The 20,339-nt window shown below is 39.6% G+C and carries 15 protein-coding genes and 1 pseudogene; 6 read left to right on the top strand and 10 right to left on the bottom strand.

Annotated features, from left to right (window positions below; all coding sequences use genetic code 11):
• The first annotated feature begins 78 nt into the window (after positions 1–78).
• The 6 genes and pseudogenes from hutH (at position 79) to OD757_RS12465 (ending at position 8,426) form a co-directional block, all read left to right on the top strand.
• On the top strand, positions 79–1,617 hold the full coding sequence (gene hutH, locus OD757_RS12490) for a histidine ammonia-lyase (RefSeq protein WP_263032077.1): 1,539 nt from the start codon (positions 79–81) through the stop codon (positions 1,615–1,617).
• A gap of 64 nt (positions 1,618–1,681) precedes the next feature.
• On the top strand, positions 1,682–3,094 hold the full coding sequence (locus OD757_RS12485; RefSeq protein WP_263032076.1) for an amino acid permease: 1,413 nt from the start codon (positions 1,682–1,684) through the stop codon (positions 3,092–3,094).
• 51 nt (positions 3,095–3,145) lie between these two features.
• Complete coding sequence (gene hutI / locus OD757_RS12480) at positions 3,146–4,351, top strand: imidazolonepropionase (protein WP_263032075.1); 1,206 nt, start codon at positions 3,146–3,148, stop codon at positions 4,349–4,351.
• Positions 4,352–4,361: 10 nt separating this feature from the next.
• A complete protein-coding gene (hutG, locus tag OD757_RS12475) occupies positions 4,362–5,282 on the top strand; it encodes a formimidoylglutamase (protein WP_263032074.1) in 921 nt (306 codons plus the stop codon).
• A 253-nt stretch (positions 5,283–5,535) separates the two neighbouring features.
• On the top strand, positions 5,536–7,362 hold the full coding sequence (locus OD757_RS12470) for a DUF885 domain-containing protein (RefSeq protein WP_263032073.1): 1,827 nt from the start codon (positions 5,536–5,538) through the stop codon (positions 7,360–7,362).
• 769 nt (positions 7,363–8,131) lie between these two features.
• A pseudogene (locus OD757_RS12465) lies at positions 8,132–8,426 on the top strand (hypothetical protein).
• Between the two features lie 372 nt (positions 8,427–8,798).
• On the opposite strand, the gene OD757_RS12460 reads toward OD757_RS12465, so the two are convergent.
• From OD757_RS12460 to ribE, 10 genes are all read right to left on the bottom strand, one after another.
• The gene (locus OD757_RS12460; protein ID WP_263032072.1) at positions 8,799–9,647 is read right to left on the bottom strand and encodes a hypothetical protein; all 849 of its coding nucleotides are present in this window, start codon (positions 9,645–9,647) and stop codon (positions 8,799–8,801) included.
• Positions 9,644–11,296: an AAA family ATPase gene (locus OD757_RS12455; RefSeq protein WP_263032071.1), complete on the bottom strand. Its 1,653-nt coding sequence runs from the start codon at positions 11,294–11,296 to the stop codon at positions 9,644–9,646. Before OD757_RS12455 ends, OD757_RS12460 begins: the two co-directional genes overlap by 4 nt.
• Before the next feature lie 29 nt (positions 11,297–11,325).
• Entirely contained in the window at positions 11,326–12,969 is a 1,644-nt protein-coding gene (locus OD757_RS12450) for a restriction endonuclease subunit S (RefSeq protein ID WP_263032070.1), read from the bottom strand.
• Positions 12,969–14,504: a type I restriction-modification system subunit M gene (locus OD757_RS12445; RefSeq protein ID WP_263032069.1), complete on the bottom strand. Its 1,536-nt coding sequence runs from the start codon at positions 14,502–14,504 to the stop codon at positions 12,969–12,971. Before OD757_RS12445 ends, OD757_RS12450 begins: the two co-directional genes overlap by 1 nt.
• A 246-nt stretch (positions 14,505–14,750) precedes the next feature.
• Positions 14,751–16,589 (bottom strand): glutamine--fructose-6-phosphate transaminase (isomerizing), encoded by a 1,839-nt coding sequence (glmS, locus tag OD757_RS12440; RefSeq protein ID WP_263032068.1) that lies wholly within the window; start codon positions 16,587–16,589, stop codon positions 14,751–14,753.
• A gap of 12 nt (positions 16,590–16,601) precedes the next feature.
• On the bottom strand, positions 16,602–17,966 hold the full coding sequence (glmU, locus tag OD757_RS12435) for a bifunctional UDP-N-acetylglucosamine diphosphorylase/glucosamine-1-phosphate N-acetyltransferase GlmU (RefSeq protein ID WP_263032067.1): 1,365 nt from the start codon (positions 17,964–17,966) through the stop codon (positions 16,602–16,604).
• A gap of 16 nt (positions 17,967–17,982) precedes the next feature.
• Positions 17,983–18,498, bottom strand: a complete 516-nt coding sequence (locus OD757_RS12430; RefSeq protein ID WP_263032066.1) for a phosphatidylglycerophosphatase A — start codon at positions 18,496–18,498, stop codon at positions 17,983–17,985.
• A complete protein-coding gene (thiL, locus tag OD757_RS12425; protein WP_263032065.1) occupies positions 18,476–19,393 on the bottom strand; it encodes a thiamine-phosphate kinase in 918 nt (305 codons plus the stop codon). Before thiL ends, OD757_RS12430 begins: the two co-directional genes overlap by 23 nt.
• Positions 19,394–19,409: 16 nt before the next feature.
• Complete coding sequence (gene nusB / locus OD757_RS12420; protein ID WP_009391323.1) at positions 19,410–19,859, bottom strand: transcription antitermination factor NusB; 450 nt, start codon at positions 19,857–19,859, stop codon at positions 19,410–19,412.
• Positions 19,860–19,862: 3 nt separating this feature from the next.
• Entirely contained in the window at positions 19,863–20,333 is a 471-nt protein-coding gene (gene ribE, locus OD757_RS12415) for a 6,7-dimethyl-8-ribityllumazine synthase (RefSeq protein WP_002119264.1), read from the bottom strand.
• Between the last annotated feature and the right edge of the window lie 6 nt (positions 20,334–20,339).

The raw sequence follows: 20,339 nt of genomic DNA, 5'->3' as shown, positions 1-20,339 counted from the left end.
GAAGAACTGGCGGTGCTTTTTGCAATTGTGAAAAGCACCGTCTCAGCAGAATATAGTGCAAAAAATTAGGAAGCCAACATGGAATTACTGATCCAACCGGGAAAATTAACCTTAGCTGATTTACGTCGAGCTTACCTCAACCCGATTAAAGTTAAATTAGATGACAGTGCTTCAGCTGCAATCAACGCAAGCGTGGCTTGTGTAGAACAGATTGTAAATGAAGGACGTACAGCTTACGGCATTAACACAGGTTTTGGTTTACTTGCTTCAACCAAGATTGCTCCTGAAGATTTAGAAAAATTACAGCGTTCTTTAGTTCTTTCGCATGCTGCAGGTGTAGGTGAAGCACTTGATGATGCAATGGTTCGTTTAATTATTCTATTGAAAGCAAATAGCTTGGCACGTGGTTTCTCAGGTATTCGCCGTAAAGTCATTGATGCTTTGTTGGCTTTAATTAATGCTGAAGTTTATCCGCATATTCCTCTTAAAGGTTCAGTAGGCGCTTCAGGTGACTTAGCTCCACTTGCACATATGTCATTGATTTTACTAGGTGAAAGTAAAGCGCGTTATAAAGGTGAATGGTTACCCGCAGTTGAAGCTTTAAAAATTGCAGGTTTAGAACCAATTTCTTTAGCGGCTAAAGAAGGCTTGGCACTTCTAAATGGTACGCAGGTTTCAACTGCTTACGCTTTACGTGGCTTGTTTGAAGCTGAAGATTTATTTGCGGCTGCGACAGTTTGTGGTGGCTTAAGTGTTGAAGCAATGTTGGGTTCACGCTCACCGTTTGATGCTCGTATTCATGAAGTACGTGGTCAACGTGGTCAAATTGATGTGGCTGCGGCGTATCGTGATCTCTTAACAGAATCAAGTGAAATTGCACATTCACACGAAGACTGTAGCAAAGTTCAAGATCCGTATTCTTTACGTTGCCAACCACAGGTGATGGGTGCATGTCTAACTCAAATCCGTCAGGCTGCTGAAGTTTTAGAAATTGAAGCAAATGCTGTATCCGATAACCCGCTTGTTTTTGCAGAACAAGGTGATGTGATTTCTGGTGGTAACTTCCATGCAGAACCTGTAGCAATGGCGGCAGATAATCTAGCATTGGCAATCGCAGAAATTGGTTCACTTTCAGAACGTCGTATTTCGATGATGATGGACCGCCACATGTCACAGCTTCCACCGTTCTTGGTTGCAAATGGTGGTGTGAACTCAGGCTTTATGATTGCTCAAGTGACCGCAGCAGCGCTTGCGAGTGATAACAAAGCACTTGCACATCCAGCAAGTGTTGATAGTTTACCAACTTCAGCGAATCAGGAAGACCATGTATCAATGGCTCCGAATGCAGGTAAACGACTTTGGCCAATGGCGGATAACGTTCGTGGCATTTTAGCTGTCGAATGGTTAGGCGCTTGTCAGGGTCTAGACTTCCGTGAAGGCTTAAAAAGCTCGCCTAAACTTGAACAAGCTCGTAAAATCTTGCGCGATCAAGTTCCTTACTACAGTGAAGACCGTTTCTTTGCTCCTGATATTGAACAGGCAAGTGAATTACTCTCGAGTGGTTGTTTAAACGAGTTAATTATTCCAAACCTACTCCCAAGTTTATCTGAAGTGTGATTGATAAAACGGTCACATGGAGTGGCCGAATCTAACTAAATTTCCTCAAGGATTGGAGATTATAATGTCACAAAACTCCACACTACAGCGGGGTTTGAACACCCGCCATATTCGTTTCTTGGCATTGGGCTCAGCAATCGGAACTGGGCTTTTCTATGGTTCGGCAACTGCCATTAAAATGGCGGGGCCTTCAGTATTATTGGCGTATATCGTTGCAGGGATTGCAATTTATATCGTTATGCGCGCACTGGGTGAAATGGCTGTCCATAACCCAGTATCCGGTTCATTTAGCCACTATGCATCACAATACATTAGTCCTCTGGCCGGTTTTACCACAGGTTGGACTTATGTTTTTGAAATGGTAATTGTCGCGATTGCCGATGTTACCGCTTTTGGTATTTATATGGGGTTCTGGTATCCCGATGTACCACGGTGGATCTGGATTTTATCTCTCATTATGTTCTTGGGTGCCATTAACCTGATTCACGTTAAAGTCTTTGGTGAACTTGAATTTTGGCTTTCCATCATCAAGGTGAGTGCCATTGTTGCCATGATTTTAGGCGGAATAGGCTTAATGTTCTATGGCTTCCACGCTGACCATAGCAGTGTAGTACCGGGTATTCAAAACTTATGGATTTATGATGGCTTTATGCCGCATGGTATTGCTGGCTTAGTTGCATGTTTATCTGTGGTTGTATTTGCTTTCGGCGGTATCGAAATTATCGGTTTAACTGCTGGCGAATCACAAGACCCGAAAACCACTTTGCCAAAAGCAATTAATGCTGTTCCAGTACGTATTTTACTTTTCTATGTACTGACCATTTTTGTTTTGATGTCGATTTTCCCATGGAACCAGATTGGTAGCCAAGGTAGCCCATTTGTACAAATTTTTGAAAATTTAGGCATTAAGTCTGCTGCGAATATTCTAAATGTTGTGGTGGTAACTGCTGCGATTTCGGCAATTAACAGTGATGTGTTTGGCGCTGGCCGTATGCTTTATGGTATGGCAAACCGCGGTCAAGCACCTCGTATATTCCAAAAGTTATCGCGTAATGGTGTGCCATGGATGACTGTTGTTGTTATGGCTGGCGTGCTGTTAATTGGTGTAGTGCTGAACTACCTGATTCCTGAAAATGTATTCATGATCATTGCCTCAATTGCAACTTTTGCAACTGTTTGGGTTTGGCTCATGATTTTGCTTTCGCAAGTTGCGATGCGCCGTAAATTATCTATTGCTGAAATTAAGGCACTTGATTTCCCTGTATGGGGTTGGCCATATGCACCTGCGTTCGCGATTGGTTTCATGGTGTTTATTTTAGTCATGATGGGTTATTTCCCTGATTCACGTCCTGCAATTTATGTCGGAATAACATGGCTTATTCTTTTAACTATTGCTTATCGCATTTGGGTAAAACCACAGCAAAGCTTGGGAAAGGAAAGTAATCCTATCCAGCAAAATGTTGAGATAGAAAGCTAACAAATGAACTGCCCAATGGTTTAACGATTGGGCAGTTTTGAGGAAAGGCTAATGAAAAAACTTTGGCAAAATTGCCACATTGCGACCATGCAAAATGGGCAATACTCCTACATTGAAGATGCTGCAATTGTCACAGAAGGGCATCTCATTCAGTGGATTGGAAAACAACAACAACTTCCTATCGATACATATTCCGAAACAGTTGATTTAAATGGCGCTTGGGTAACCCCAGGGTTTATTGACTGCCATACGCATAGTGTATTTGGTGGCAACCGTAGTGTTGAGTTTGAAAAGCGCTTACAAGGCGTAAGTTATGCTGAAATTGCAGCAAGCGGTGGCGGCATTGCCAGTACAGTACGTGCAACGCGTGAAGCAAGCGAAGAACAATTATTAAATTCGGCACTTAAACGCATTCGCTGTATGCAACAAGATGGTGTAACCACCATTGAGATTAAGTCTGGCTACGGACTCAATTACGAAAATGAGCGCAAGATGCTGCGTGTGATTCGTCAAATTGGTGAAACTTTACCAATGACGGTCAAAAGTACCTGTTTAGCCGCACATGCTTTACCGCCAGAGTACAAAGATCAAAGCGATGCTTATATTGAGCATATCTGTACAGAAATGCTGCCTAAACTGCATGCTGAAGGTTTGGTCGATGCAGTTGATGCGTTCTGCGAGCATTTGGCCTTTTCACCAGCTCAGGTTGAGCGTGTTTTTAAAACGGCACAATCATTGGGTCTACCCGTTAAGCTTCATGCGGAACAGCTTTCATCGCTAGGTGGCTCAAGTTTGGCAGCACGTTATCATGCTTTGTCAGCCGACCATTTAGAGTACATGACCGAAGACGATGTCAAAGCTATGGCAGAGTCGGGTACGGTTGCTGTGTTATTGCCGGGCGCTTTTTATTTATTGCGTGAAACACAATATCCGCCGATTGAAAGCCTCATTAAACATGGCGTACGTATTGCGCTATCGAGCGATTTAAACCCGGGTACATCTCCAGCACTTTCTGTACGTTTAATGCTCAATATGGGAAGCACATTATTCCGCCTAACGCCAGAACAAGCATTAGCGGGTGTCACCATTCATGCTGCACAAGCGTTGGGTTTAGAGCAAACGCACGGCAGTTTAGAGCAGGGTAAAGTCGCTGATTTTGTGGCTTGGGATATTGAGCATCCATCTGAAATTGTTTACTGGCTTGGCGGAGATTTGCCTAAGCGAGTCGTTCAGCACGGACAAGAAGTTATTTTTTAAACGGTGTCACATGAATCACACATTTAAATGGCAAGGCCGCCATGATGGCGAAGGTGATGCACACCAACGTATTCACCATATTATGAATAAAACCCAACATGCCGAATTTGCGCTGATTGGTTTTAGCTCTGATGAAGGCGTGAAACGTAATAAAGGTCGAGTCGGTGCTGCCGATGCGCCAGACGCAATCCGTAATCAGCTTGCCAATTTACCTATTCATCGTCCAGTCAGTATTGTCGATTTAGGTACGGTCACTTGTGAATACGGCAATTTAGAGCAAGCTCAAACTGAGTTAGCCGAGCAAGTCGCAACTAGCCTACAAAATGGTTTAAAACCGATTGTACTGGGTGGTGGACATGAAGTTGCATTTGGCAGCTTTAGCGGTCTGTTCCAATATGTACAAGCTCACGCGCCAGATAAAAAAATAGGCATTATTAATTTCGATGCCCACTTTGATTTGCGTGAAGCAGAGCATGCCACCTCTGGAACACCTTTTTTACAAGCAGCGCGCCTTTCAGAACAGCATCAAAAACAATTTAATTATTTATGTATTGGGGTTGCTAACCATGCCAATACTAAAATTTTGTTTGATACAGCCGATGCGCTGAATTGTTCATATTTACGTGATCATGAGGTTAATATTTTTAACCTACCAAACGTGCTTGCGGCGGTTGATGCTTTTATTGAAAAAGTCGACTGTTTGTATATTACGATCGATCTTGATGTTTTCGCGGCTGCGGTTGCGCCGGGGGTGAGTGCACCGGCTGTAAAAGGAATTGATTTAGCCACTTTTGAGGCAATTTTTAAGCATATTCAAGAGAGCGGCAAAATCAAACTTTTAGATATTGCTGAGTGCAATCCAAAATTTGATTTAGACAATAGAACAGCAAAACTGGCTGCGTATATTGTTTATCAGTATTTGTTTTCTTGAGAAAGATTTTTTAATTTAGAAATAAAAAAAGTGCACTGAGATCGCTCATGTGCGCTTTTTTTGACTTTCTGGTAAATTAAAGTCCGATTCGGAATAAAGATAGCAACTATAAATAATTTAATTAAAAAGAAAATTAATTTATAAAATCATTGAGTTAAAAAATACTCGATTTTTACACCATTTTATATGCTGCTTGGCACGTAATTTGTTTTATCTTTATTTTAAACTTCGTTAAATATTTCTGGATAATTAAATGAAAAACAGAACCTTACATTTGGCTTGTATCAGTGTTTTATTTTGGATATCTCATTCTTCTGGTGCTGCAACCCCCGAAATAAATACAAATACCATCGAAAAATCACAATCTAAACAAAACAGTGATGTCTCTGTTCGGCTGAAAGCTTTAAACCAGCTTTTACAAGAACAGTGGGAATACACTTTAAAAAATAATCCTGAAATTGCAACGACTTTAGGCGATTTACGCTACAACGATCGATGGACCGAGTTTTCAAAAAATCAGATTGAGAAAGATAAAAAAACTACTCAAAATTTTTTAAAACGTTTTGAAGCAATTGATAGCACAGGATTTTCAGCAACTGATCAATTAAATAAAGATTTAATGATTTATCAGTTGAAAGAGTCACTTAAATATTATGATTTGAAACTCTATGAGATGCCTTTCAATCAAATGTGGGGACTACATTTACAATTTCCGGGATTCATTAGTTCGATTCCATTTAATAATGCTAAACAATATCAAGACTATATTGCTCGTTTAAAACAAATTCCTCTTATTCTTGATCAAGGGATTGAGTTAGCAAAACAAGGACAAAAAGATGGCTTAATGCCACCAAAATATTTAATTGAAAAGGTGGCAAAGCAGATTAATAGCATTGCGACTCCTTCAGGGAAGGACAGTGTGTTTGCTTCTCCATTAAAACAATTTCCAAAAAACATCTCGAAAGCAGAACAAGAGCGTTTAAGCCGTGAAATACTACAGGCCATAGATCAGCATGTTCGGCCTGCTTATCAAAAACTTGGTACGTTTATTCAGAAAGATTACTTACCTTATGGGCGACAACACGAGGGTATATGGAGCTTGCCAAAAGGTGACGAGCTCTATCGCTATTATGTAGAAGATAATACGACCACGCCTGAAAGCCCTGAAAATATTCATCAATTGGGATTAAAAGAAGTTGCTCGTATTGAAGCGGAAATGCTGAAAATTGCCAAAGCACAAGGTTTTAACGATTTAAAAAGTTTCCAACAATCTTTAAAAACAAATCCCGCTGTTTTCCCAAAATCTCGTGAAGAAATTTTAGAGATTTACCGCGGATATATTGCCCAAATGCAACCAGAGTTACCGAAGCTCTTCGGTTTATTACCCAAAAATAAAGTCGAAGTTTTGCCTGTAGAGCAATATCGAGAAAAAGAAGCGGCAGGTGCTGAGTATCATCAAGGCACGCCTGATGGTTCACGCCCCGGACAGGTATATGTGAATACTGGGGACTTCTCTGAACGTTCCAAAATATCAATGGAAGCGACCGCTTACCATGAGGCAATTCCCGGCCACCATATGCAGATTGATATTGCCCAAAACCTGCCTAATTTGCCGATGTTCCGAAAGCAACCCAACCATACCGCCTATATTGAAGGATGGGCACTTTACGCAGAGCAATTGGGTAAAGATGTTGGTTTTTATAAAGACCCGCTTTCAGACTATGGAAGATTATCGAGTGAGTTGTTCCGTGCTTGTCGTTTAGTGGTTGACACTGGCGTGCATTATAAAAAATGGACCCGTCAGCAAATGATTGATTTTATGCGTGAACACTCTGCTTTAGATGAACCTGATATTCAGGCAGAGGCAGACCGCTATATTGCTATTCCTGCACAAGCATTAGCTTACAAGATGGGCCAACTAAAAATTTTAGAGCTACGAGAGCTAGCCAAACAGGAGCTTGGAGACCGTTTTGATATCAAAGCATTCCATGACATGATCTTAAATGCAGGAACATTGCCTTTAAATATATTGGATGTCCGTATTAAAAATTGGATTAAGGAACAAAAAGCGGCAGCTTAAAACAAAATTCGAAATTTAGGTCAGGTCCTCGTGGGGCCTGATTTAAAAGCTATAGAAAAGATGATAAAAGGTATATGCTTATCATCTTATATATTTATATAAACTGTTAAATTAGAATTAACGATAAATCTATTTTATTAATCAAATATATATAACCCAAGTTTATATTTTAAAATTAATTAAAAGTTATAAATATAATAAAGAGGATAATATTATTTAAATATTAATAAAATTATTATATTTAAACTTTTTTCATTAAAATAAATTGACGTTCTTTATTATACCGATTATGATTTCGTTGCTGGCCTACATTGCCAGCCGGTTTTGACAGACCGTGTCTAGCGTAGCGGGTTATATTTTTCTAAGTATTCCCCGTGTGGAACCTTTGTGCCCCCTTTTTCTCTATGGTAGGGCGGAAGGGGGACGCGTACGCGCGTGCTGATCGCTAGACTCAGTCTGTCAACCCTCTTTCGTTCTACCACCATAAATTAATTCGCGGTGATTTGGTGGTAGGACTCCATTTTTAAGGAGTTGGCCAGGCCAGTATTCAAACTCATTTTCTCTCTTATTTAACTATTTTATTTATTTAAAGTTGGGGTTTTCTATGACCTGATTTTTTAGATTTATAAATTATTTTTACTTTATAATATTAATTATTTTATTTTCCTATTTTTTGGGAGGGTTGATTATTATTTAAAAAAATTATTTTAATATTTAGGCGAATCATATTTTTATTTTATCTGAAGATATAAATATTCATGAGAATAATATGGAACTTCATAAATTTATATTAGTTTTAAACCTTGTGGTCGGTGGTTACAGTATTACAAATGATGACGCCAATGCTCAGCAGGAATTTAAAAGAATTTGTTTGTCAGGTGAACAGATGCAAGCCAGTTGCAATTGTATTTGCCAACAGCTTGAACAGGTTTATTCACCTCAAACCATGCAACGTTTAAAACGCAGCAGTTTGCAAAGTCCTGATCTCCCACAGGACTTTGCCCCTAACTTGTTCAGCAGCATTCAACGCTGCGACAAAGATGAAATGGGCTAAGTTCGCTTAGCTCCTTTATCTCTGTGTTGCAATGATCTCTCAAACTTTAAATCAGCGTAAAAGTAAAAGTCCGTCGTGACACAGGGGCTCTACGAACAAACTCGATTTTCTTTCATGGCAAAGCGTCTGGTTAGCTTTATGAATGCAATAAAAAAGCCCGATTGTAGTAAATACAGATCGGGCTTAATCAATCAGTTATTAAAGCAATGGTGGTTTTTGTGTTTTAAAAATAATATTTAAAATCAATTTTTTAAAGCACAATATTCAAATTTTAAATTGAAGTTATAAACTTAACTTTGGTTGAGTTTTGGTTACATATCTCAGCAATGAATATAAATTTTCCATAGCATGAAGTACTTATTTCAAATTCTATATCTTTTAATTAAGCAGCATCTAAAGATCGATCAATAAATATCTCAGAATTAAGCCCTAATTTCTGGAGTTGTATGCGTGCAGCTAAGCTAAAAATTGCATCAGCACGTGTTTTTGCTTTCAATAGTTCTATCTGTTTTTCAATAGTATCCATCGGGGCACTCTCTCCAATCTGCTTTATGATCTGAGCATTCTGAATAATAGTTTCACATAGGTCTTTAACTTCTTTCATAACTTCAAATCGAGCTTCACGCATTTTTTCAAAATTCAAACCGTATAAGCGCGCAGATTCAGTAATACGGTGTGCAGCCTCGCCTACACAAACTATATTAGGTATAAATCGCCCAGACTCATCAAAATCAATATACTCCAAGTCATTTTTATTGACTGGATCAATTAATAATGGTTTTTCTTGTACTATACACCTATCATCCCAACAAGCTTTAGGGCTCCCCTCTAAAAGTGGGAACCAACTCCCTTTTCCGAAGGTTATGCCTGTTGTTTCCTCTTTGTTTAGACGATTCGTATTTTGAGCCGCTAATCTAAAATTTTCCCAATCAAAAGCTAACCAAGCATAACCGTCAATGTCCGTTACAATTGAACATCTTTTTGCTTCTGCTTTCGGCCTGAAGTGATCTACATCAAAATTAGCACCAGCATCCTTACATTCTGAGTACCAGCATTTCCCATAGGACATTTTTGACAAATATTTTGAAAAACTTCTCCAGATATGTGCTTTCTTCTTAATAAAATTAGCTCTTTCTTCTATAGGTAAGCTTTCTAATTGATTTTGCGCTCTTTGAGCAACTTTCATTACTTTCTCAGGTATTAGACTCATATCTCGCTTAATATAAATCACTGAATATTCCCCTTAGTATTTTCTAATAATTTTTGTATTAAATTATTCATCGCTTCACGACGATCAGCAGCTTCACGTGGTGAAAGAGGGAGTCTATCTGCATATTTAACATCTTGCCAAGCAAGAAGAAATTCATTGTATAAAGGGTCACGATTCTCAAATGAAAAACCTAATCTATCTAATTGGTCATTTAAAATAGCGAGTTGATCTTCTTGAGCTGTATTACGATTTAAAATGCTTGAAAGCTCATTACGCTCATCTAATAATTTCTGTGTTTCTAGATCTAACGTGGTGTTCAAACCAAAAATTTCTGTCAATGTTGACATAAAACCAATACCACGTGGAGCAACATAAGGTTCGGCAGCATGAACTTTATACTTTTCATCTTTCCACATTACTTGGACTTGCTCTTTCTCTAATTCTGCAATAGCCAGAGGGTGATGAGTAACCATCAGTAAGTGACTAGTTTCATGATTAGGTACAAATTCACGCAGGAATTTAAGGTACTTAATAGCCCATGAAGGGTTAAGGTGAGTGTCAGGTTCGTCAAGTAAGAATAGAGAATCTTTACCGCCAGTGAACTTGAGCAGACCCAATACTGTCAATAATTGCTGTTCGCCTTCACTGAGTTCACGGAAAGTAAGGGGTGCTTCGCTGCTCGATACTTTTACTCGAATGTTTACTTCAGAGATAATTTCTGAGAGCAAAGTGCTTTCAAGCATTTTAAACAATTCGTCTGCTGTAAGATTTTTGGCGAATTCACGCAAGGCATCCACATCTGGTAAAAATAGGTGAAAGAACTCATTACGAATATTATTGCCAGTTAAAGATGTATCTTCTTGGCGAGTCACCTTTATTGGAGATAAAGTATGTTGTATGAGTTCATCCAAAAAGTGACGAACAACACCGGAAGCTCCCCAAAATAGTTCTTCTTTTTTCTTAGCCCATCCTGGTTGACGCATCACAAAATGAATACTGTCTAATCCTTCAATGCCTAAATGTTCTCGTAAAAATGCTCTTTCTTCACTATCTTGCTCTGATAAGAAAAAAGCAAGTAGTACGAATTGGCTGTGATTAGGCTTAGCGTAGAATAATGGTCGGATGTCACCTTTTAGATTTACTTCATCTTTGAGTAGCTTACGGTAAAAATCCGTACGGTGTTTTTTAAAATATTTTTCGAGCCGATCACTAGGACCTGAATAATAAGCAAAAACATAGTTAGGTAGATATGGTGCTTTACCGTCTTTATCACGTTTAACTTTTGAAAAAGGAATGATTACATCTGAAGGTGTTTCATCAAACATATCCTTTTGTTTTTCATCATTTAAAAGATCACGAATATGTACTTCATATTGTTTTGCTAGTGTCCCGCGATCTGGATCAGCATCAATAGTTATTTCCATCCAGCGATCAATAGGCTGATTCAGCTTAAGGGGCTCACCTAATCTATAAGTCAACTTATATGAGAATGGTGGGGCTTCTCCTAAATCAAGATTGCGAAATATAGCTACCAACGCTTCAAGAACGTTGGATTTACCTGATCCATTACGTCCCACAACAACAGTCATTAGATGATTTTCATCAAAGTCTATTTTCACGTTTTCAAGGTTTTTAAAGCGTGAGCGAATATGTAATTTATCGACTTTCATGGGTAGTCCTTAATTCTTTATTTTGCTTATTATTGGCTGTCTTTGGCTAAGGCGAACCAATCTTGACTATCGTTATCTCGCTCAAGTTTTACAATAGACTTTTCGATAGCAAGAGCATTACGGATGTCCAAAAAGAATTGTTCTAGTTGTTCAGTATTGCTGTCACTAGGATAACCTGCTGCTGCTAACAGTTGCTGACCGCTTAGAGGCTTTCCAGCTTGTTTTAGGGTCTCAGCCACTTTGATGATCTGTTTGCTCATACGGTTATCTGTCTTCTCTTTTATAGCGGAGCGTTTTGGCTTAGGTTGTCTTTCGAGGGCTTCACGATTTGCCTTAATTTTTTTCAGCAAGACTTCAGCGCTGTTATCGCCACTGATTAACTCAGGGTTAACAGCCCGCCAATCGGCTGTGAGTTCTCCAGTGAAAGCCTTAATTAAGATGGATTGAGTCAGATTACTGACTCGTACTAACGCAGCATTAGCTTTTTGTTCGATACGGTCAGCAAAGGCGAATAGCTCTTCAACTCGACGAATGATCTCAGCTTGTTCACTAATATCTGTATACGGAACGGGAAGCTTTTTTATTCGTTGAAGAGCCAATTTACCTTGTGCTCCAGACTTTATTTCTAGCCTTATCATATCTTGTAGCTGAGGTGAGCGAAGCCAATACGATAAAAACTCACTTTTAAGGGGTTTCTTGAACTCTGTTATTTTTGCTGCATTTTCGGTTAAATTGGCTCCAGAATAATGCTCAGGAATAACTCCAGCATCACCAATTGAGGCTCCAACTATAGTAATATATAAGTCTCCACTGTTAACAGTGTAACGACTTATTTTTCTTTGAGTTTCTGGAGTAAGAAATAGTTGTTTAGAACGGGCGTCATCCGTATTAATAACTGTACCTTGCTTCAACTGACCAGCCCTAATATATGGAAAACCTGTATTCACCTCAACCAGTTCGTCACCTTTTGGTAATCTTTTTCCACCTTTTACCTCACCAATATCATCTAATACCAATGATTGCCATACAATTTCTTTATCTTTCCTCCACCCCTTTGTCAAATTACCACTCACTGCAACACTGAGCACGGATTGACGGAAACGCTTGATAATCTCTGGGATGTGTTCGAGGCGGGATTTAATATTTTCAACTTGTTTGAGAAGGATATCGAGTTTATCAGCAATAATTTTTTGTTCGGCTAAAGAAGGAAGCAGAAAAGGTAACATTTTTGCCGTAGCGCCTGAAATTTCCTTAAAGGTTGTGCCCGATCCCATGCTTTCAGCTACGTTCTTAATACTCCGAAGATAATAATAAGCATAATCTGAATCTACACCGTAGCGGAAGACGAAGCTCTTAAAACCTTGATTCGTTGAAATTTCATTTTTTGCAATAGCAACATATCCAATTGGGGCACGACTGCTAAATAGCAAGCTTCCTTTGGGCAATATTTTTGCAGAACTCGACTCATACCCTTGTTGACTTAAATCTCTGGCACCAAAACTAATATATTTTTCAGAGTAATCACTAAGGTCAGCTGGTGTTAACCAAGCAATCCCTGTACCAGCCTCTTTAAAATTCTCTGGATTGTTAGCCTTTGGTGTTCCTCCTGCAACAATTTCTGCAATATCCCCGATTCTTAATTCTACCCAATTGCATGAATTGGTTGAAATCATTAATTTGCTCCTTCCAATGCAGCCAATAATTCATTCAGCTCATTCATCGCCTCCTCCAACTCTTCCTTTGCTTCGAGCACCAGTGTCTCTAGCTCTGGCAAATTGGCAATATCCACACTATTTTTGTCTTTCAGCCATGATATATCCAATGATTCGCCTTTAATATTGGCAATCCACTCACGGCTAAAACTACGCCAGCGAGAATGGGAGAGCTGTTCATCAATATCCTGATATTCTTTTACAGCATCTTTATCTACTTCGGTCTCTAGTGCGTCAAAGCTGTATTCACCTTCAGTACGCTTACTAGTTCCATTAGGATTATCACCAAACATTTTCTCGAATGGACCGAGATGTGGATCCGTACCCAACTCTTCTGATGTAAATCCAATTTCTGAATTACCAAAAGGAGTACGTTTACCGAAATTAGGCATATTAGTACGCAGGTCATATATCCACACATTTTCAGTGCAGTTCTCTTGCTGATATTTGTCTTTAGCAGAGCCCTTAGTAAAGAATAAGACATTAGTTTTAACGCCTTGTGCGTAAAAAATACCCGTAGGCAGCCGCAAGATAGTATGCAGATTACACCTATTCATTAAGTCGCGGCGTATATCGGTACCGACACCTGATTCAAATAATACATTATCGGGTAATACTACAGCCGCACGACCACCAGGTTTAAGTCCCAAATAAATATGCTGTAAAAAAGCGAATTGTTTATTTGTATTAGGGAATGGAATATCCTTACGTAAAGGACGTTGTCCACCAGCCTTAGTGCCAAAGGGAGGATTGGCCAAAATTATATCAGGTACATCCAACTCTGCTACGTCATCAGTTAGCGCATCACCATAAATAATGTTTGCATCTAAATTGTGTAAAAAGGTATTCATTAAGCAAATTCGACGAGTATTTTTCTCGATTTCTATACCTTGATATTTAGGCGGGGTAGTTTGATATTCTTCTTGTGAATATTTGGTTCTAATATAGCTATCAGCAGAAACTAAGAAACCACCACTTCCTGTCGCAGGGTCTTGGATTAAGTTACCAAGATTTGGCTGTACTAATCTTATTATACTGTTAACTAGAGGGCGTGGAGTGAAGTACTGTCCAGCCCCCGAGCGGGTATCCTGAGCACTCTTATCAATCAAACCACTGTAGAGATCACCAAATCCATCTTTTCCTACTTGATGCCATTCAATTTTGGAAATGCCATCTATAACAGCTTTTAGATTTTCAGAATGGGAAAAAACTGTAGTAGGGAATGCATAAATATCTCTTATAACGTCATTTTCAACATTTGCGCCTAAATGAGTAAGCATCTCTTGATAGAAGCCCAATAATCCTTCCTCTTCATGAGATTCTAGATCAACCCATCGATAACCTTCAGGGATAAGTACTTCTGAACCATTTTCCTGTGCAATCTTAAGAAACAATAAGTAGCTAAGTTCAGACACATACTGATAGTAGGTAATACCATCACCTCTTAGTATGTTACATAAACTCCATATTTTTTGAATGACAGTATCTTGTTTCATTGGCTCAGTGGGGGCTTAACAGATGCTAGTAATCTTATGTTATAAAGATTCTTTAGACTAGTAGTCATATCGATAATAGCGCCTTATTCAGGATCTTCTTTTTCCTTTTTTTATTTTTAAATTTTTTGTATATCATTCCTTTTAATCAAGCAATAAAAAAGCCCGATAGGCAATTAATGCATATCGGGCTTTCTAATCAACAGAAGCGATCTACACCCTTTATGGCATAGAAAGCATGTCTGATTATTATTCTACAGTTACTGACTTCGCCAAGTTACGTGGTTGGTCAACGTCTGTACCACGTAATACAGCAACGTGATAAGACAACAACTGAACTGGTATGCTATAAACAATTGGAGCTAGCCATTCGTTTACCGCTGGAATATGCACAACGTGCTGACGGTCTTTTCCATTGATTCCGCTATTTTCATCAGCGAAAACGAATAGCTCACCACCACGTGCCTGAACTTCTTCCATATTTGATTTGAGCTTATCAAGCATTTCATCATGTGGAGCAAGAATCACGATTGGCATTTCATTATCAACAAGTGCTAACGGGCCGTGTTTTAACTCACCAGCTGCATAGCCTTCTGCATGAATATATGAAATTTCTTTAAGCTTTAATGCACCTTCCAATGCGATTGGATAATTCGTGCCACGGCCTAAGAATAAGCAGTGATTTTTTTCAACGAATAATTCAGACAAACGCAAAATTTCTGGATCATGTTTAAGCGTATCAAGAATCACTTTCGGGCTGTGCCATAGCTCACGTGTAATTTCTTCAAGCAGAGCAGGGCTAATACGTTGTTTAACTTGTCCAATTTTCAAGATTAACAACATAAGCGCAGCGAGCTGAGTCGTGAACGCTTTAGTTGAAGCAACACCAATCTCAGGACCAGCAAGAGTCAATAAGTGGTGATCAGTTTCACGAACCATTGAAGACGTAGCAACGTTACAGATAGTCAAAGTCTGAATATCGATATTGTTTGCTTTCGCACGCTTTTGAGTTTCACGTAGTGCAGCTAAAGTATCAGCAGTCTCACCTGACTGTGAAATACAAATATAAAGTGTATTTTCAACAATCACAGGGGTGCGATAGCGGAACTCACTTGCGATTTCAACTTGGCAAGGCACACCAATCAGTTGCTCAAACCAATATTTCGCAATCATTCCTGAGTGGTAACTTGTACCACAAGCAATGATTTGTACGCTTTGAATTTTATTGAAATCTGCTTCAGAATTTTTCAAGAAATCATCACGTAAACTATTACCATCAAGTGCTTGAGAAATAGTTTGCTTGATTGCTTCTGGTTGCTCATAAATTTCTTTGAGCATGTAGTGCTTGTATTCACCTTTTGATGCGCTACTTACAGTTGCATCAAGCTCTCGCACTGGACGTTCAACGCGTTCGCCATTTGCAAATACTTCAATTGAAGTACGTGTAAGACGGGCAATATCGCCTTCTTCTAGGTACATAAAGCGGTTAGTCACAGGTAAAAGAGCAAGTTGGTCTGAACTAATAAAGTTTTCACCAATACCTACACCAATAACTAAAGGTGAACCTTCACGTACAGTAATCAGCTCATCTGGATAATCGCTATGGATAATACCTAAAGCGTAAGCACCCTTAAGCTGTGGTACAACAGTTTCAACAGCTTCTAAAAGGCTATCTGTGCTTTTTAGGGCTTCAGCAACTAAGTGTGCAACAACTTCAGTATCTGTTTGAGAAGTAAAAACATAACCTAACGCTTGAAGGTCATCTTTTAACTCTTGATAGTTCTCAATGATGCCGTTATGTACAACAGCAACTTTACCAGACATATGCGGGTGAGCATTGTTTTCAGTTGGCTTACCATGGGTCGCCCAACGTGTATGCGCAATCCCGATTGCCCCTGTAAGTTGGTGTTCAGCAACTGCATCTGCAAGATTGATGACTTTACCTACACGGCGCTCACGTAAAATTTGTTGATTATTTAGTAAAGCAACACCCGCAGAATCATAACCACGGTATTCAAGACGTTTTAAACCTTCAATTAAAATCTCGGTTACACAACGCTCTGCAACGCCTCCGACGATACCACACATACTTCAATCCTCTTATTTTTTAAGCTTTTGGGGACGTTGATAATTTGCTTTAGAAATTTGTTGCGCTCGTTCAAAGGAGAGACTTTGTTCAGCTACATCTTTCGTAATCACAGAACCCGCACCGACTGTTGCACCATTCCCAATGGTCACCGGAGCAACCAGCGAGCTATTAGAACCGATAAAAACTGCATCGCCAATAGTGGTTTTGTGTTTATTTGCACCGTCATAATTACAAGTAATTGTACCTGCCCCAATATTTGATTCAGCACCGATTTCGGCATCACCTAAATAGGTGAAATGATTAGCTTTACTACCTAATCCAATCGATGTGTTTTTAACTTCAACAAAGTTGCCAATATGCACTTCATTTGCCAATTTAGCCCCTGGGCGTAAGCGTGCAAATGGTCCAATCTGAGCATTTTCACCTACAACTGCGCCATCAAAAACGCTATAGGCTTGAACTTTAGTGCCTGCTGCAATTTTGGTGTTCTTTAAAATACAGCCTGCGCCGATTTCTACAAAATCACCAAGCTCACATTCACCTTCAATAATAACATTGATGTCAATGCGAACATCTTGTCCAACTTTTACAGAGCCACGTAAATCAAAACGTGCAGGATCAAAGAACATTACACCTTGCTGCATAAGCTTTTTAACTTGCTCTTGTTGGAACTGGCGTTCTAAAGCGGCAAGTTGTAAGCGGTCATTTACACCTTCAACTTCAAAAGCAAGCTCTGGTTCAACAGAGGCAACTTCTAAGCCATCTGCAATTGCCATTGCAACGATGTCAGTTAGGTAATATTCACCCTGCGCATTTTCATTTGAAAGTTTAGGCAACCACTCATGAAGTTTTGCATTGCTAACACAGTAAATGCCTGTATTAAATTCTTTAATTTTGCGTTGTTCTTCGTTTGCATCTTTATGTTCAACAATGGCTTGGATTTTGCCATTTTGGCGAACAATACGGCCATAACCTGTTGCATCGTCTACAGTGAGCGTAACTAAGCCAATTCCTGTCTGGGTCGATGCATCTAATAATTTTTGTAGCGTATTTGCATTAATACATGGCACATCGCCTGATAAAATCAGTGAAACACCCTCTTTAGGGAGTACCGGTAAGGTCATTTGTACTGCATGGCCTGTACCAAGTTGTTCAGCTTGCTCAACCCATTGAACATTTTCTTGGGCAAATGTTTGTTGTACGCGGTCACCACCATGACCATAAATCGTAATAATATTGTTAGCTTGTAATTGTTTTGCTGTTTGAATGACATGTCCTAATAGTGGGCGACCCGCTAAAGGTTGTAGTACTTTAGGAAGCTGAGAACGCATACGCGTTCCTTTGCCAGCAGCAAGAATAATGACGGTAGTTGACATGTATAACTCTAATGATTTAACTCAAATGGATAATAATTAGTGTACAAAGAGCAGCCCATACACCGGCAATAATATCGTCAAGCATAATACCAAAACCACCATGCACTTGACGATCAATAACACGTATAGGCCAAGGTTTCCAAACATCGAAAATTCGAAATAATATAAAGCCTGCAATCACCCACATCCAATTCATTTGTTGTAAATAAAGAAGTGGAAGAAAGGTAATAGATTGCCCTGCAAACTCGTCCCACACAATGCGACCATCATCGTGTACATCTATAACTTTTGCAGTTTGCCCACAGATATAAATCCCGACCAAAGACATGATAATGATTGCGATTAAACTTAAGTTAAATCCAAGTGATAACCAGATTGGAACGAAGAGTAGGGCAAAGGCAGAGCCAAAAGTACCAGGTGCTTTAGGTGCGAGACCAGATCCGAAACCAACCCCACAGAAAACGATGCAGCGGTTGAACCAAGACATGTTCTTAAAATGAATCGGCGGCTTATGCAAAGTGTTGGTATCCATGAATTTGCAATGGGTAATCTGAACCCAAATGCTCAAAAGTTAGTTGTGTTTGCTCAACGATCTGTCCGATCATTGTAATCTTAATGTCTAGTTGTTTTTGCAAAAGTTTTTCATAATTTTGCGGTGTTATTGTAAAACATAATTCGTAGTCATCACCACCAGCTAGCGCATATTGCCAACGCTGCTGTTCTGGTAGTTTCTCTAGCGTTGAATCAAGCGGTAACTTTTCTAAAAATAATCGAGCACCAACCTTGGATGCTTTTAAAATATGACCTAAATCTTGGGCTAATCCATCAGAAATATCAATCATGCTAGAAGCAAGACCCTTCAACTGTTGTCCAAGCTGACAACGTGGTGTCGGGTAGTCTAGTCTTTTCTGTAATGGATGACCTAGGTGTTGTAAACCATAGGCAGCATCTCCAACTTGACCGCTCACACACACATAGTCACCGACTTTTGCGCCTGAACGTAACACAGCTTGTCCAGCTTCAATCCAGCCCATAGCCGTCACGGTAATGGTCAGATGTGGACCTTGGGTTGTATCTCCACCAATGAGAGCAACACCAAATTGATTACAGCAGTCATAGATGCCCTGACTGAATCCTTCGAGCCATTCGTGGTCAATGGTAGGTAAGCTTAACGCAAGTAAAATACTATGAGGTTTAGCACCCATGGCCGCAATATCTGAAAGATTGACTGCCACACTTTTCCAACCAATTGCATGCGCAGAGGTATTAAGAGGAAAGTGACGACCAGCAACTAGCGTATCTGCACAGATCACCAATTGTTGATTTTGGGGAGGGGTAATTAAGGCTGAGTCATCTCCAATACCTAAGGTGACATCTGTATAAGATTGTCTGTTAAAGTACTGGTCAATAATAGAAAACTCAGCCATATCAACTTCAAACCTATTAGTTTGCTTGTTGTTTTTCAGCACTACGTAGTGTTGAACTTAAACGATCTAAAACGCCATTAATGTATTTATGGCTATCTGCTCCACCAAAGTGTTTGGCGAGTTCAATGGCTTCATCAAGAACTACACGATAAGGTACTTCTAAATGATCACGTAACTCGTAAGCACCTAAACGTAAGGTTGCGAGCTCTACACCATCAAGTGCATCAATTTCACGGTCAAGTACCGGAATGAGTAATGCATCAAGATCTTCGCGCTGTGCAATCACTTGCGTTAATAGTTCGTGATAGTAATTTAAGTCTACCTTGTGCATCGCATTTTCAGCACGAGTACGTGCTTCAATTTCATGTACAGGATTGTGACTCATTTGCCACTCATAAATACCTTGTACAGCAAAACGACGTGCTTTGCGTTTTGCTGCATAAGCGGCTTGCAGTGTTTGAGACATGCTTTAAATTGCCTTTAATAAATTAACCATTTCAATTGCAGTTAAAGCAGCTTCGCTACCTTTGTTTCCTGCTTTTGTACCTGAACGTTCGATGGCTTGCTCGATGCTATCAGTAGTTAATACACCATTGATGACAGGCAAGCTGCTTTCTAACGCGACTACACCTAAACCTTTTGCACATTCACCAGCAACGAAGTCAAAGTGTGGTGTGCTACCACGAATAACTGCGCCAAGTGCGATGATTGCATCAAACTGGTTTGATGTAGCTAATTTTTTAGCAACAATCGGGAGTTCCCATGCGCCAGGAGCATGAATAACAGTAATGTTATCTTCATTTACACCATGACGTTTTAGTGTGTCGATTGCACCATCCAATAAGTGTTCAACAACAAAACTGTTGAAACGACCCACTAAAATCGCATAACGACCTTCGCTTGCGAGATGTAATAAACCTTCAATACGGCGAATTGCCATAGCAAC

This window comes from Acinetobacter sp. AYS6 (assembly GCF_025630795.1).
In the GTDB taxonomy this organism is placed as follows: Bacteria; Pseudomonadota; Gammaproteobacteria; order Pseudomonadales; family Moraxellaceae; genus Acinetobacter.
This window is presented reverse-complemented; position numbering and strand designations above follow the sequence as displayed.

Bases quoted from the DNA above. Each gene is read 5' to 3' on its own strand.
- hutH (WP_263032077.1), top strand. From the start codon at position 79: ATGGAATTACTGATCCAACCGGGAAAATTAACCTTAGCTGATTTACGT.
- OD757_RS12485 (WP_263032076.1), top strand. From the start codon at position 1,682: ATGTCACAAAACTCCACACTACAGCGGGGTTTGAACACCCGCCATATT.
- hutI (WP_263032075.1), top strand. From the start codon at position 3,146: ATGAAAAAACTTTGGCAAAATTGCCACATTGCGACCATGCAAAATGGG.
- hutG (WP_263032074.1), top strand. From the start codon at position 4,362: ATGAATCACACATTTAAATGGCAAGGCCGCCATGATGGCGAAGGTGAT.
- OD757_RS12470 (WP_263032073.1), top strand. From the start codon at position 5,536: ATGAAAAACAGAACCTTACATTTGGCTTGTATCAGTGTTTTATTTTGG.
- OD757_RS12455 (WP_263032071.1), bottom strand. From the start codon at position 11,296: ATGAAAGTCGATAAATTACATATTCGCTCACGCTTTAAAAACCTTGAA.
- OD757_RS12450 (WP_263032070.1), bottom strand. From the start codon at position 12,969: ATGATTTCAACCAATTCATGCAATTGGGTAGAATTAAGAATCGGGGAT.
- OD757_RS12445 (WP_263032069.1), bottom strand. From the start codon at position 14,504: ATGAAACAAGATACTGTCATTCAAAAAATATGGAGTTTATGTAACATA.
- glmS (WP_263032068.1), bottom strand. From the start codon at position 16,589: ATGTGTGGTATCGTCGGAGGCGTTGCAGAGCGTTGTGTAACCGAGATT.
- glmU (WP_263032067.1), bottom strand. From the start codon at position 17,966: ATGTCAACTACCGTCATTATTCTTGCTGCTGGCAAAGGAACGCGTATG.
- OD757_RS12430 (WP_263032066.1), bottom strand. From the start codon at position 18,498: ATGGATACCAACACTTTGCATAAGCCGCCGATTCATTTTAAGAACATG.
- thiL (WP_263032065.1), bottom strand. From the start codon at position 19,393: ATGGCTGAGTTTTCTATTATTGACCAGTACTTTAACAGACAATCTTAT.
- nusB (WP_009391323.1), bottom strand. From the start codon at position 19,859: ATGTCTCAAACACTGCAAGCCGCTTATGCAGCAAAACGCAAAGCACGT.
- ribE (WP_002119264.1), bottom strand. From the start codon at position 20,333: ATGGCAATTCGCCGTATTGAAGGTTTATTACATCTCGCAAGCGAAGGT.